This is a genomic window from Sphingobacterium sp. UBA6320, from assembly GCF_002440335.1.
Taxonomy (GTDB): domain Bacteria; phylum Bacteroidota; class Bacteroidia; order Sphingobacteriales; family Sphingobacteriaceae; genus Sphingobacterium.
On sequence record NZ_DJTA01000016.1, the window covers coordinates 16,011 to 30,271 of the forward strand.

General features: G+C 36.8%; 9 protein-coding genes. 6 read left to right on the forward strand and 3 right to left on the reverse strand.

The genetic code is table 11. From position 1 onward, the window contains the following. Positions 1 to 244: 244 nt before the first annotated feature. The 3 genes from B3P23_RS09570 to B3P23_RS09580 all read right to left on the reverse strand — a co-directional run bounded on the left by B3P23_RS09570 (position 245) and on the right by B3P23_RS09580 (position 4,340). Entirely contained in the window at positions 245 to 1,564 is a 1,320-nt protein-coding gene (locus tag B3P23_RS09570; RefSeq protein WP_293925517.1) for a sensor histidine kinase, read from the reverse strand. 3 nt (positions 1,565 to 1,567) lie between these two features. Continuing rightward, positions 1,568 to 2,929, reverse strand: a complete 1,362-nt coding sequence (locus B3P23_RS09575; protein ID WP_293925518.1) for a sigma-54-dependent transcriptional regulator — start codon at positions 2,927 to 2,929, stop codon at positions 1,568 to 1,570. 103 nt (positions 2,930 to 3,032) lie between these two features. Next, entirely contained in the window at positions 3,033 to 4,340 is a 1,308-nt protein-coding gene (locus B3P23_RS09580; protein WP_293925519.1) for a TolC family protein, read from the reverse strand. A gap of 322 nt (positions 4,341 to 4,662) precedes the next feature. Here B3P23_RS09580 and B3P23_RS09585 point away from each other — a divergent pair, with 322 nt between their 5' ends. From B3P23_RS09585 to B3P23_RS09610, 6 genes are all read left to right on the forward strand, one after another. Next, the gene (locus B3P23_RS09585; protein ID WP_153195042.1) at positions 4,663 to 5,916 is read left to right on the forward strand and encodes an efflux RND transporter periplasmic adaptor subunit; all 1,254 of its coding nucleotides are present in this window, start codon (positions 4,663 to 4,665) and stop codon (positions 5,914 to 5,916) included. 85 nt (positions 5,917 to 6,001) lie between these two features. Continuing rightward, on the forward strand, positions 6,002 to 6,691 hold the full coding sequence (locus B3P23_RS09590; RefSeq protein WP_045755530.1) for an ABC transporter ATP-binding protein: 690 nt from the start codon (positions 6,002 to 6,004) through the stop codon (positions 6,689 to 6,691). A 194-nt stretch (positions 6,692 to 6,885) separates the two neighbouring features. After that, positions 6,886 to 7,488 (forward strand): ABC transporter permease, encoded by a 603-nt coding sequence (locus tag B3P23_RS09595; protein ID WP_293925520.1) that lies wholly within the window; start codon positions 6,886 to 6,888, stop codon positions 7,486 to 7,488. Positions 7,489 to 7,581: 93 nt separating this feature from the next. After that, positions 7,582 to 9,291, forward strand: coding sequence for an ABC transporter permease (locus B3P23_RS09600; protein ID WP_293925521.1), 1,710 nt, complete (start codon positions 7,582 to 7,584; stop codon positions 9,289 to 9,291). Positions 9,292 to 9,338: 47 nt separating this feature from the next. Further along, entirely contained in the window at positions 9,339 to 11,747 is a 2,409-nt protein-coding gene (locus tag B3P23_RS09605) for an ABC transporter permease (protein WP_293925522.1), read from the forward strand. Between the two features lie 54 nt (positions 11,748 to 11,801). Then, positions 11,802 to 14,207, forward strand: a complete 2,406-nt coding sequence (locus B3P23_RS09610) for an ABC transporter permease (RefSeq protein WP_293925523.1) — start codon at positions 11,802 to 11,804, stop codon at positions 14,205 to 14,207. The last annotated feature ends 54 nt before the right edge of the window (positions 14,208 to 14,261 follow it).

Sequence of the window (14,261 nt, forward strand, 5' to 3'; positions counted from 1 at the left end):
CTACTATCCCCCTATTAACCCCCTATTATATCTCTGTTAAAGTAGAATTTGATACAAAGTTAGTAGGATGTTGATCAAGAAAATAACTAATGAAATTTTTTGCTTAAGCAGGTAAAATATAAGATACTCATGTATTCCTATTTCACATGGAACATTTTAGGATGGCCGATTAGAAAATGCAGAAGCACAAAGGCTAACCAGTGGAGAACTGTTAGCGATTAAGATAATATATTGTAAGGATGATCTAAAATTGCAAAATAAAGACACTTCCTTTTCCTTCTTCACTATTTACAAAGATCGTCCCTTTATGCAAAAGCATAATTTGCTTACTTAATGTTAATCCAACTCCTGTTCCAGTTTTTTTTGTTGTAAAGAAAGGTGTGAAAATCTGTTCTTGTAAATCCGCAGCTATACCAATACCATTATCCTCTATCCGTATCTGTATTTTACCATCCATCTCTATGGCAGAAAGACTGATATAGGCATCATCTTTTGATTTCACAGCATCGATCGCATTAAGCATCAAATTGATGATAACCTGTTCGATCAAATTAACATCTGCGTGCAACACTAATCTGGTATTCTTAAGTATAATATCAACATCTACATTCTTCTGAATGATGGTCGGTTCCAATAATTGATAGATATGTTCAAAAAGCTGAGCAACAGCAATAGGTGTAAGCAAAGGCTCATCTACCTTATTGATCATCCGATAGCTTTTCGCAAAATGTAACAGCCCTTGACTTCTTCTTTGAATTGTAGAAATACCGACTTTCAAATCTTCAATATCTTCCACACCTCTGAAGTGATTTAGTCTTCCATTTAGCGTTTCAGCGAGTGAACTTATGGGAGCAATCGAGTTCATGATTTCATGTGTCAATACCCTTAAAAGCTTTTGCCATGCTTTTGTTTCAGTTTCATCCATTGCTTCATTGATATTTTGATAAACGACAATTCGAAATACCGCATCTTGTGTTTCGAAGCTAGAACTTTGAATAAGCAACTTTATTTTTCCTTTATTCGACTGAACAGATTCCATCTGTTGCTGCCCAACATCCAAGCGCATCGTTTTTTCATAAAGTTCTTCATGCTTTTTTTTAAGGGCAGAGATATTACCTAAATGCGGCATATGAAACAATTGCTTAAAAGCATCATTTACCCACATTACTTTACCCGTATCCAATTGATAAAAGATAATAGCAGAATTCAGCATATTGATCACCCGATCCAGATATTGATGCTGGATCTCCTTATCTATACTAATCTCTTTATATGTATCATTGATCTGATTAAAAGCAGTAAAAAGCTTTCCTTCTGTTGATTTTGGATTTTTAATGACAAATCTGCGGGTAAAGTCGTGGTATTTTACCGCTTCAGAAAACTCGACGAGTTGCTTTGATAGATAATGTATCTGTTGATAAAAGCGATAGGCGAAACCAGAAATGAACAAAAAAAGGAATACAGCGTACGTATACCATCCCTTAAATACGAAGTAGGACGCTACAGTACATCCGACTAATAAAAAAAGAAGTTTAATTACATTAATAAATCGATTACCTTTCATAGGTTAGATATCATATTTCTCCAATCTTCTATAAAGAGCTGCCCGAGTCAGTCCCAGTTCTTTTGCTGCCTTACTTATATTTCCATTAAATCGTTCAATAGCTGATTTGATGGCTTTTCGTTCTAATTCTTCTAAATTTGTCCCTGCAATATTTGTTTCAAAAGGACTTTCTACGACTTGTTGCTCTATAGGAGAAAAAAAGATATCATTACTTCTGATGCTCGACTGATCAGCCATAATTACCGCTCGTTCGATACTATATTGCAATTCACGAACGTTACCAGGAAAATGATAAGAGAATAATTTTTTTAAGGCATCAGACTCAAATCCGTCGATACGTTTATTATATTTTTTAGCATAAACGGCTAAAAAATGCTCTGCCAAGAGTTGAATATCATCTCCCCTTTGTCTTAAAGGAGGAACCTGAATTTCCACCGTATTGATACGGTAAATCAAATCTTTTCTAAATCTATTTTCATCGGCAAGCACTTTCAAAGCTACATTTGTAGCTGTGATCAGACGGATATCAACAGGTATCATCTGATGTGATCCTAGCGGTGTCACATAACGATTCTGGAGTACAGTCAATAACTTGGATTGTTGATGCAAAGAAATATTACCGATTTCGTCCAAAAATAAGGTTCCGCCATTAGCTGTTTCAAACCTGCCTTGACGATCTTCTCGTGCATCAGTAAAAGCTCCTTTTTTATATCCGAACAATTCACTTTCAAATAGGCTTTCTGTCAATGAGCCTACATCAACCTTTACATACACATCATTGCAACGGAGGGAACGCTTTTGGATGGCTTGCGCTATCAGATCCTTTCCAGTACCATTTTCTCCTAAAATAAGAATATTAGCGTCAGTTGGTGCAATTTTCTCTAGCTTATATTGCAACTCGTCCATGACGACCGACCTTCCGATCAAGTCTGGAGTACCATCGTTGGTGAGTAGGGAATTTTTAACCTTTTTATCTCGATTTTTATTTTCTGTGAGTGTATTTTCTATGGTTGCCAATAATTGTTCATTGATCCAGGGCTTTACGACAAAATCTGAGGCGCCCTGCTTAAGTGATTTGACTGCTAAATCAACGGCTCCGTAAGCGGTGATCATGATGACTCGAATTGCTGGATATTTTTCCTTGATCTTGGACAACCAAAATAAACCCTCATTACCAGTATTAATGGTACTCTTAAAATTCATGTCCAACAAAACCACATCATAAGACATTTTATCTAAATGACTCATCAGATTTTCTGGATTGGATTCTACCTGCACATGGCTCACCTTAGGTTTGAGTAAAATCCGTGCGGCTGTTAATAAATCATGGTCATCATCGACGACTAAAACTGCTGCTTTTTTCATTAAAATAATTTGTTCTTTATGGGCAATGAGACTATCATGAGCAAATTATGATCATACTTTTATGAGGAATGCCCATACAGGTTTCATTTAGACACTAAGGTAACTATAAATTTAACGCACCTACATAATAATCATTGATATATTTTTGCAACAGCCATTCATACTGTTTGACCAGGAGTTGGATCTGACTGCTATCCAGTTTGTTTTTTGCGGTTAAAAATAATACCGAATTACTATTCCCTGCTTCAAAGTGTACTTGTGCGATACGAAATGATTCGGAATAACTCTGCTGTTGTTCTTGCAGCTGCACAATATTATTGCTGACGTTTTTTAAATTAAAAACTGCTTTAGCTGTTTCCTGACGCAAGTCATTTAAAGCTATATCTTTTTGAAATTTGGCCGTTTCCAAATCAAGCCTAGCCAATTTAACCTGATTATAAACTGCCAAATGATTAAAAATTGGGATGTTTAGATTTAAAGAAATTGATTTTCCAAGGTTATTATTAAATTGTTTCAAATATCCAAAATCGGCTGCATTCGAATAATTCGTTGATAAACCTGCATTTAATGACAGTGAAGGCCAATAACTTGCTTTCACTACTTTGATATTACGCTCAGCAGCTTTGATACGCCAATCCAATGCTGGAATGTTAGGCAAATTTTCACTTGCAGTATTAAATAATTGAGCAGCTGTTCGTAGTTCGGCATCCTGTTTAAATTCTAATGGTCTCAACTCACCCAAACTTGTTTCATCCAAATTTAGCAGATTTGCCAACTTTAGCCTGTTGAGATATAAGACCTGTTTATTATTGTCAATGGCGTTAATATCATTTGCCAATTGACCCTTCAAATCAAAATAGTCTCCAGGATTAATTGCTCCTTCTTTATGTAAAACCTCTGCTCTCCGCACTTGCTCCCTCGTTACATCAGTTTGCAGTTCTGATTGTTTCAGCACATCTTGTGCGGTTAATATTTGGATAAATGCTTCGATTACGTCCAATTTAAGAGTATTGATCTGCGAATCGAATTCCAATTTACTCGCTACTTTGGCGTCGGCTTTCATCCGAACATCATGCAAAATTCGAAATCCATTAAATACGGGAATACTAACTCCAAGAGATGAACCTCCGGATGAATTATTTGTTGTTGTGTATTGATTAACAGCCTTATCCAGAATACGTCCAGTACTAAAGGCATGATTTAAATTTGCGTTGACATCTGGCAATCGATTAGCTTTTGCCTGCTTTAAATTAATATCCGCCCGTTTTACATCTAATTCATTTTGCATTAAAGTAGGATTTGCTTTTACAGCTAATTGTATGCACTCGTTCAACGACCGTTGTTGAACTTGTGCATGCAGAAAAGTCAAGCTACAAAGAAGACACAAACTGTATATCAAGATTTGTTTCATATATCATATTTTCCAAATCTTTACCCACAGCCCATGCCAAACCAATAACACATTAATTATCAATCAAATAACAATAAACATGAAGTATATATGTTCATCTTCGTACATTCAGGTGTTCGCTTTCGAACACCTGAATACGGATGTCAATCTCTTTATTAAAAAATTATTTTCAACAGCATAATTTACAAGTTGTACGTTGACGAACAATTACTGTTCGATTACGAACAGTAGATAAACCGACAAAACCAAATAACAAAATGAATATCAACACATTACATTTATGGCACATCTTTCATAGATAATAAGAAAATTGAAAAGCATTATGGATAGAGCTTTAGAAAAGAAGAAATGGAATAACAAACGTATATTAACCTTAGTTGGAATTACAGGTTTGGTCGGCCTTATCGCTGCAAGCTTTTATTTTACAAGTGGCAAAAGTAAGCTTAATGTAGAAGCAGACCGTATATCCATCGTTGAGATTAAAAAAGACAACTTTCAGGAATTCATTCCAATTAATGGAACTGTTCTGCCCATCAGCAGTATTTATTTAGATGCATCTGTAGGGGGACGTATGGAAGAAAAATATGTAGAAGATGGTGCAATTTTAAAAAAGGGCGATCCCATTATGCGTCTATCCAATACCGATCAGGAACTTAATCTGATTCAACAAGAAACTCAGGTTTTAAATTTATTAACACAATCACAAATTGCTCAAACCAATGCACAACAGGTTTCGATCAATAACCGCAATCAAATGGCTGATGTGGAACAAGCTTATAAAGAAGCTGAGCGTGTATATCAATTAAATCAAAAGCTATTAAATGAAAAAGCAATTGGTTCACAAGAATTTGAAAAATCCAAAAATGAATATAACTACCAAAAAGAACGTGTTAATTTAACGAAACAAATCCTTAGACAGGATGAGGTATCGACCAATCAAAAGGCACATCAAGATAAAGAGACTTATCAACGTACACAAAGTGCTTTGGAATTAATGAAGCGAAAAATTGGGGATTTGATTGTACGTTCCCCAGTAGATGGTCAATTAACATCATTTGATGCAGAAATTGGACAGAATAAAAATGCAGGTGAACGTCTGGGACAGATTGACGTACTGACAGGATTTAAAGTTCGTGCTGATATTGACGAACATTACATCAATCGCATATTTCCGGATCTGCAAGGCGAGTTCACCATTGGTGATAAAGCATATAAATTAAAAATCAAAAAAGTATATACGCAAGTAACTAATGGTCGTTTTCAAGTCGATATGGAATTTGTCAATGAAGTACCTAAAGGTATTCGTAGAGGGCAGACTTTACAGATCAGATTAGCTTTGAGCGACGAAACGAAAGCGGTATTGCTTGCAAAAGGAGGTTTTTATCAGCAGACTGGTGGTAACTGGATCTTCAAATTGGATAAAAATGGAACTACCGCTTACCGTGTTGACATTCAATTGGGAAGACAGAATCCTGAGTATTATGAAGTCATCAAAGGCTTACAACCCGGCGATAAAGTAATCGTATCTAGCTATGAGACTTATGATAAGGTACAGGAATTGAATATAAAAAAATAGGGACATTAGATCCAGGGAACATTTAAAATCCCATAAATCAATGATTAAAATTTAAAACATAAACTAAGATATGAGCACAAAAAATATGATCAAAATTAGCAATCTCCAAAAGTACTACCGTACAGAAGAAGTTGAAACAGTGGCACTCAACAATTTGAATATCCACGTTAAGGAAGGTGAATTTGTTGCTGTCATGGGACCTTCTGGATGTGGCAAATCTACGCTGCTCAATATTATCGGGCTTCTGGATGATTTGGATGAAGGAAGCTACCTGTTTAATGACATCGAAGTGGCTAAGTTCAAAGAACGTGGCCGTTCAGATTTACGCAAGCATAATATTGGTTTTGTATTCCAAAGTTTTAACCTTATTGATGAATTGACCGTATTTGAAAACGTAGAACTGCCTTTAGTATATACCAATGTGCCTGCAGCAGAGCGTAAACGCCGTGTTGAAGAGGTACTGGAGAAAGTACAGATCATGCACCGACGCAACCACTTTCCGCAACAACTCTCTGGAGGTCAGCAGCAACGTGTAGCCGTAGCCCGAGCTGTAGTTAATAACCCAAAACTGATACTTGCCGATGAGCCTACAGGTAACTTAGATTCCAACAATGGTAACGAGGTCATGCAGTTATTAACAGAACTAAATGAAGCAGGAACAACCATCGTTATGGTAACCCATAGTGAGCATGATGCCAAATTTTCTGACCGCGTAATCCGTATGCTCGATGGTCAGGTGATCATGGAGACATCTGCACTAAAACAAAATGGATAAAGTTGAAATCGGTTAATCAAAAGGGAAAAATATGTTTTACGGATCTATAGATAAAGCCGTTGCTACTGTGTAATCTGCATGAACTGATGGCAGGATAAATTACAATCACTAACCGTATAGGATAATTTGATTTAAAAACCAACAAATAAAACTGCCTAGAGTGCTATGCTCTGGACAAAGTAAACCTAAATGTAATGAACAATTTTAAATTAATTTTCAGACAATTATGGCGTAACCGCCTCTTTACCTTACTTAATATCGTCGGATTATCTATCGGTATCAGTGCATGCTGGGTGATATTCCGTATTGTCAATTATGAATTTAGTTTTGATCAAAAACAACCTGATAAAGAATTAATTTACAAAGTCCATACGAGCTATCTTGAAAACAACAAAACGGATAATTTTGATGGAATTCCAGCTCCATTACCCGCATTTGTAAAGGATAATTTATCTGATATGGCCCTATCTGTTCCTATTTTCAACCAATATTTTGAACGAGTTAGCCGACCAAATCAAGCTAATAATCCATTAATATTTGAAGATCAAAAAAATATTTTTGGTACTACTTCAGATTATTTCAAGTTAACTGATTACAGGTGGCTACAGGGAAATAAAGACCATGTGTTTAAGCAACCTAATGAGGTGGTGTTGACTGAATCAAGAGCAAAATTATACTTTCCTAAGCAGGAATTAGCAAATATTATGGGTAAAACCTTATCCTACGATAGTACCTTATTTACTGTTACTGGAATCGTGGAAGACTTAACTTACCCAAGTAGTTTTATTGGAAAATAATTTATTCAAATTCCATCGAAAGATTGGAACAGTACCACTTGGACAAATTCAAATTCGGATTGGCAATTGTTTATTAAAATCAAATCGAACCAGGTGATCACACCGCTATTAAAGCCGATTAATGCTAAAGCTCATGAAATGACCCATGAGGAATTTAAAAAGTATGGTTTCAGCATGTCTGCAAATGTAATTCCGTTATCCGAATTACATTTTACATCATTCGCACAAGAAAGTACTGACAAAAAAACAATGTATGGTATTATTGGTATCGGAATCTTTTTATTGGTCCTTGCCTGTATCAACTATATCAATCTAACAACAGCACAAGTCCCTCATAGAGCAAAAGAAATAGGTATCAGAAAAACGTTAGGTGAAAGTCAAAAAAGAATAACCTTCATTTTTTTTCTGGAGACATTTATCATCGCTATCTTGGCTCTCTTATTATCGTGGCCATTAGTCCAATTTATCCAAACCATTTTAAGTTCTTACATTCCTAAAGAAATGTACAATTTTGCTGACAACTTAACGGTACTCTTATTTATAGCTGGAACAACAATTTTGATCACTCTCCTATCAAGTTGGTATCCTGCCCTCCTCATTAATAAAGTTAGAATATCAGAAGTTATTAAAATTACGGGGGGTAGTAAAGTAAATATGGGTGGCTTGTCCTTAAGAAAAGCGCTGATCGTATTTCAATTTGTGATTGCTCAGGTATTTGTTGTCTCCACATTTATTATCGGAATGCAACTTAAACATTCGTTAAATAGTAAACTTGGGTTTAATAAGGACGCAATTATTACCATGCAGCTGCCCTACAAAAGTTATCAAAATGCGGACACGGATCCTTTTACTTATAAACATGCATTGACTGGGCTTTCGGCTATCAAACGTGTTTCATTAGGTCACCTTCCGATGAGTTCTGATCATTGGGGCAATTCAATCGTTGCAAAAAGTGATACCGGAGAAATACGGATTAACCATCAGTTTAAGTTTATCGATGAAGATTATTTTAAATTATATGATATACGGATTCTAGCTGGTCGAGAGATCAAACTAGCGGATAGTACTTCAGGTATAGCTCTAAATCTAGTTGCTGTTGAAAAACTAGGATTCAAGTCTGCCTCGGAGGCTATTGGTTCTTTCGTTAAGCTCGATGACAAGGATAGGCAAATCGTTACGGTGATCGATAATTTTCATAGCAAGAATATGCACAGTAAAATTGGTCCTTTAGAACTGAGACCTTCAAACAAAAAAGGCCAATTAAAAACGATTAGTGTCCAATTGCCAGACCATCAAGAAAAATGGTCATCTGCTTTGCAACAGATTGAAAAGGAATGGAAAAAATACTATCCGAATGCTCCTTTTAAATATGAATTTTATGACCAGCAGATCAAAAATCAATACGAAAATGACACAAAGTTTTCAAAAATAATCAATCTTTCTACTTCGATCACCATCCTACTAAGTTGCTTAGGCCTTATTGGACTAGTGACGATAACGACATCCCAGCGCACAAAGGAAATCGGAATCCGGAAAGTATTGGGTAGCAAAATTTCGGGAATTGTCCAATTACTATCTAAGGAATATCTCAAATTAATTTTCCTCTCTATTCTGATAGCTTCACCGATTGCGTGGTGGGCGATGCACCATTGGTTGAATGATTTTGCCTACAAAATTAATCTGAGCTGGTGGATGTTTGCCATCCCAGCGGTCATTACGTTGATTATTGCATTTATCACCATGAGTTACCATTCCATCAAAGCAGCAAGAGCTAATCCTGTAGAAAGCTTAAGAGATGAATAAAGGCAAAAGTAAGCGATTAAAATTAACATTTTAACTATATAGCAGCCATGATCAAGAGCTACATTAAAATAGCAGTGCGAAACCTAAAGCGGAATATTACTATTTCCTTAATTAATATCTGTGGATTGGCTCTAGGTATCGCCACCTGCTTGCTGATCAGTCTGTATATTACCGATGAGCTCAGTTATGACCGTTTTAATAACCATGCCGACCGTATCGTGCGTGTGGTATTTAAGGGTAAAGTAAAGGGCGGTGATCTCAAAGAAGCACATGTTATGCCTCCTGTAGCATCTACGATGAAGGCTGAATTATCATCAGATATAGAAGAAACTGCTCGTCTGCGAATCGGAGGCGCTCCACTCTTTATGGTGGGAGATCAAGTGTTCCACGACGAACATTTGGCCTACGTCGATGCTGCTTTCTTTCGCATATTTACATTACCGCTTTTAAGGGGCGATCATTTAACGGCTCTAACACAACCAAATACCGCCATCATAAGTGAAACGATGGCTAGAAAATATTTCAATACCATTGATGTGATCGGCAAAGAACTGCCGATCAAAGGAAATGAATCTATTCTAAAAATAACGGGTGTCATGCAAGATATACCCAAAAATTCTCATTTCAATTTTGATATTTTCACTTCTATCGAAGCGCTCGAAGATGCAAAATCCAACTCGTGGATGACTTCTGAATATTATACATATGCCTTATTGAAAAAAGATGCTGCGATCAGACAGGTAGAAACTAAACTTGCTACTCTATTTGATAAGCATGTCGGGCCACAGTTTATGGCGGGTTTCGGAATGAGTTACGAAGAGTATAAAAAGACTGGAAATAAAATCGGACTTTACTTACAACCTTTAACTGACATTCATTTACATTCAGATTTCGTCTATGATTTAAGTCCCTCCGGAAATATCAAATATCTTTATATTTTTGGTGTTATTGGACTCTTTATGTTATTGATCGCTACGATCAATTTTATGAATCTATCTACTGCTAACGGATCCAGAAGATTTAAGGAGGTTGGGGTAAGAAAAGTATTGGGAGCTGGAAAACAAAAACTGTTAATCCAGTTCTTCACGGAAGGTATTTTAATCACGTATATTGCTTTACTTTTAGCTGTCTGTATTGTTGTTGTTGCCCTTCCTTTATTCAATCACTTTTCGGGTAAATCTTTAGGAATAACACAGCTTTCCCCTTTCACCACCATTCCGTTTTTAATTGGTTTTGGCCTACTGATCGGATTATTTTCCAGCAGTTACCCTGCATTATACTTATCATCTTACAACCCCTTATCGATATTAAGGAACAGGCTGAACCTTTCTGAAAAAGGATTGAGCTTAAGAAGTGGCTTGGTTGTCTTTCAATTTATGATTTCTGTTGGATTGATTTTCTGTACAGTGGTCGTGAGCCGTCAGTTGGATTATATGCGCCATATCAAATTGGGATATGATAAAGAAAATGTAATTATCGTACAAAGCTGGCCTTTGGGGGCAAATGAAAAAGCATTTGCTGAGCGGCTCGCTCAAGATAGTCGCATCATGCACATCTCTCATTCCTCCTACTTACCGGCAGGTGATAGCTACAATAACAATTTCTTTATCTATCCGAAAGAAAATCCAAATCAGTGGGTGAAAACACTTCGCTATGACGTCGATGAACAATACATTCCTGCAATGGGCATGAAGATCAAAGAGGGACGTAATTTTTCAAAGGCATATGGCAACGACAGTCTTTCGGTAGTGATTAATGAGACAGCAGCTAAAAATCTGGGTTGGAAAGACAACATTATAGGAAGGACACTGACCAATAAAGATAATAAGGTGCTGCAGGTTATTGGTGTGGTTGAGGATTTTCATTTCAAACCGTTACATGAAACTATAGCGCCTCTGGTGATGGTATTGAGTGACCAAGCGGGAAATTTGATTATCAAAACAAAAGCGACAAACATGGAAAAATTATTGGCAACAGTAAAAAAACATTACCAAGCATTTCCTTCAGATCTTCCTTTCGATTATTCTTTTCTTGATGAGCGATATAATCAGACGTATCAATCGGAACTTAAAACGGGTCAGCTCTTAACCATTTTTGCAGCCCTGACCATTTTTGTGGCTTGTCTTGGATTATTGGGTTTAGCTATATTCACGACAAACCAACGTAAAAAGGAAATTGGTATTAGAAAAGTAATTGGTGCCAGTGTTCCTGACATTGCACGCATGCTATCTTTTGAATTTATCCGACTGGTAGTCATCTCGATCATCATTGCCTCTCCTATTGCCTGGTGGATGATGAATTTGTGGTTACAGGATTTTGCCTATCGCATTGATATCAAATGGTGGATGTTTGCGATTGCCGGAATTCTGGCTATTGTGATTGCGCTATTGACAGTCAGTTCACAGGCTATACGTGCGGCATTAGTCAACCCTGTCCATAGTTTAAAAGATGAGTAAAACCATTCAAAGTATATGTAGTCTGAAATAAACCACGACTCTAAATTATTAAAAATGATCAAGAACTATATAAAGATCGCTTGGAGAAATCTTTGGAAAAACAAAGGTTATTCTTCCATCAACATCATTGGCCTAGCCATAGGGTTAGCATGCTGCTTATTAATTGTATTATATATTCATGATGAGTTATCTTATGATAAATACCATGTAAACAAAGACCGGATTTACCGTGTGATCAATTCCTGGGAGGAAAAAGAGCAAACCACACGCAATGATGTCTGGGGAGTTGCGCCAATAGGACCTGCTTTAAAAGCAGATTTCCCTGAAGTGAAAAATGTGGTTCAATTTTCTGGAGTAACATCCATTTCTTTAAAGAATAAAGAGAAGGTGTTTCAGGAAGAGCGTGTTTTTTTTATGGACTCAACGGCATTTGACGTTTTTAGCTGGAAAGTATTGGCTGGTAATCCAAAAACAGCCTTGACCGCTCCTTATACTGCTGTTCTAACAGCAAGTATGGCTAAAAAATACTTTGGCAATGAAAACCCGATTGGCAAAACATTGGAAGGGGGACTTGCAGCAGGTCGTGCTAACCCAGGTCTATATAAGGTCACTGCGGTTATTGAAGATGTACCTTCCAATTCTCATTTTACTTTTGATGCTTTATTATCCATGAGTACCTTTAAACAAGCACGTTCAGATATTTTTGACTCTTGGGGGTATGTAGATTTTTATACGTATGTGCTGGTCTCTGATCAATTTAATCTGCCCAATTTCAATAAAAAAATTCCTCAATTTCTTAAAAAGCATGGTGCCTCTAAGGAGGATAAGTTTAACTTCTATCTCGAACCCATGCTAGATGCCTATATGCATTCGGCAGCAGGCAGACAGCCAGGTGTAACGGGCAGTGTACAGAATCTGTATATATTTGCTATCATAGGTCTATTTATACTTTTCATCGCCTGTGTCAATTTCATGAATTTGGCTACGTCCCGATCCATGGAAAGAGCAAAAGAGGTTGGTGTCCGCAAAGCAATTGGTGCTAACCATCGCAATTTGATCCTACAATTTATGTGTGAATCTTTAGCTTTAGTTTTTATCGCTGCACTGCTAGCACTGCTATTGGTTATTATACTTCTTCCGTCCATGGAAGCCTTTGCAGGTAAAAATTTTGCATGGAGCAGTCTATTCAATATGACTACACTTAGTATTTTCCTTGCCATTGTAACGATTACTGGTATTATTGCAGCAAGTTATCCTGCATTTATTTTAGCACGTTTTAAACCTGTTGAAGTATTAAAGGGTACATTTAAAACTGCTGCTGGAGGACAATTTTTAAGAAAAGGATTAGTGGTTTTCCAATTCGGCTTGTCCATTGTGCTTATTGCCGGAACCTGTATTGTCTTTTCGCAATTGCATCATCTACAGCATACCAATCTGGGGTTTCAACAAGATCAGATGCTTGTCATTGATTACAATTTTGACAATGATGTCAACAAAAATTTAGAAGCGATTAAAAATAAGTTTAAAAGAGATAAGGACGTCATTGCGGTATCATCATCACGTAGTGTTCCAGGTGCATTTTTTCCTAATGCAGGTACAGAAATAGAATCTACTGAAGGAAAAATGACGATATTGAGTCCAGCTCTCTTTGAAGTAGATATCGATTTTATCCCAAATATGGGTATTGAAATGGTTGCAGGAAGAGCATATTCCCGAGATTTTCCTGCTGACAGTGCACACTCCTTAATTATTAATGAGGCTGCTGCTAAGTTATGGGGTTATAGTAATCCACAAGAGATCATCGGAAAACGTTTTGCGCAATGGGGCAAAGAGGGACAAGTGATTGGAGTTGTAAAAGACTTTAACTACCTCTCGCTACACAACAAAGTTGAAGCTCTTGCTTTACGCTTAGAACCTTGGAGCAGCAAATTTATAACGATCAAATTGCAACAAGGAAATCTTCCGGAAACTATTGCCCGTATCGAGAAAATCTGGACTGGTGTCGCTCCTCAAATTCCATTCAATTATACATTTTTGGATCAGAGTTTTAGACGTCAATATGAAGCGGATTATCGATTCCAAAGAATTTTCACCACCTTTTCAGGATTTGCTCTTTTTATAGCATGTTTGGGCCTATTGGGATTGGTAACGTATACCGCACAACAACGAACTAAAGAAATTGGCATCCGTAAAGTTTTAGGATCTAGTGTTTTTGGCATTATACAATTATTATCCATCGATTTTATTAAACTGGTTATTATAGCCATATGTATTGCAATACCTGTCGCCTATTGGGCGATGAACAAGTGGTTGAACAACTTTGCATACCATATTGATATGCAATGGTGGATGTTTGCCATAGCGGGTGTGAGTGCCTTGGTCATTGCTTTTGTGACCGTCAGTTACCAAGCTTTAAAAGCGGCAAGAGCTAATCCTGTAAAAAGTTTGAGGGATCAGTAGTATACAGCTTAATATGTACGCATGTGAACGCTAAGTGTTCGGATGCGTACACTT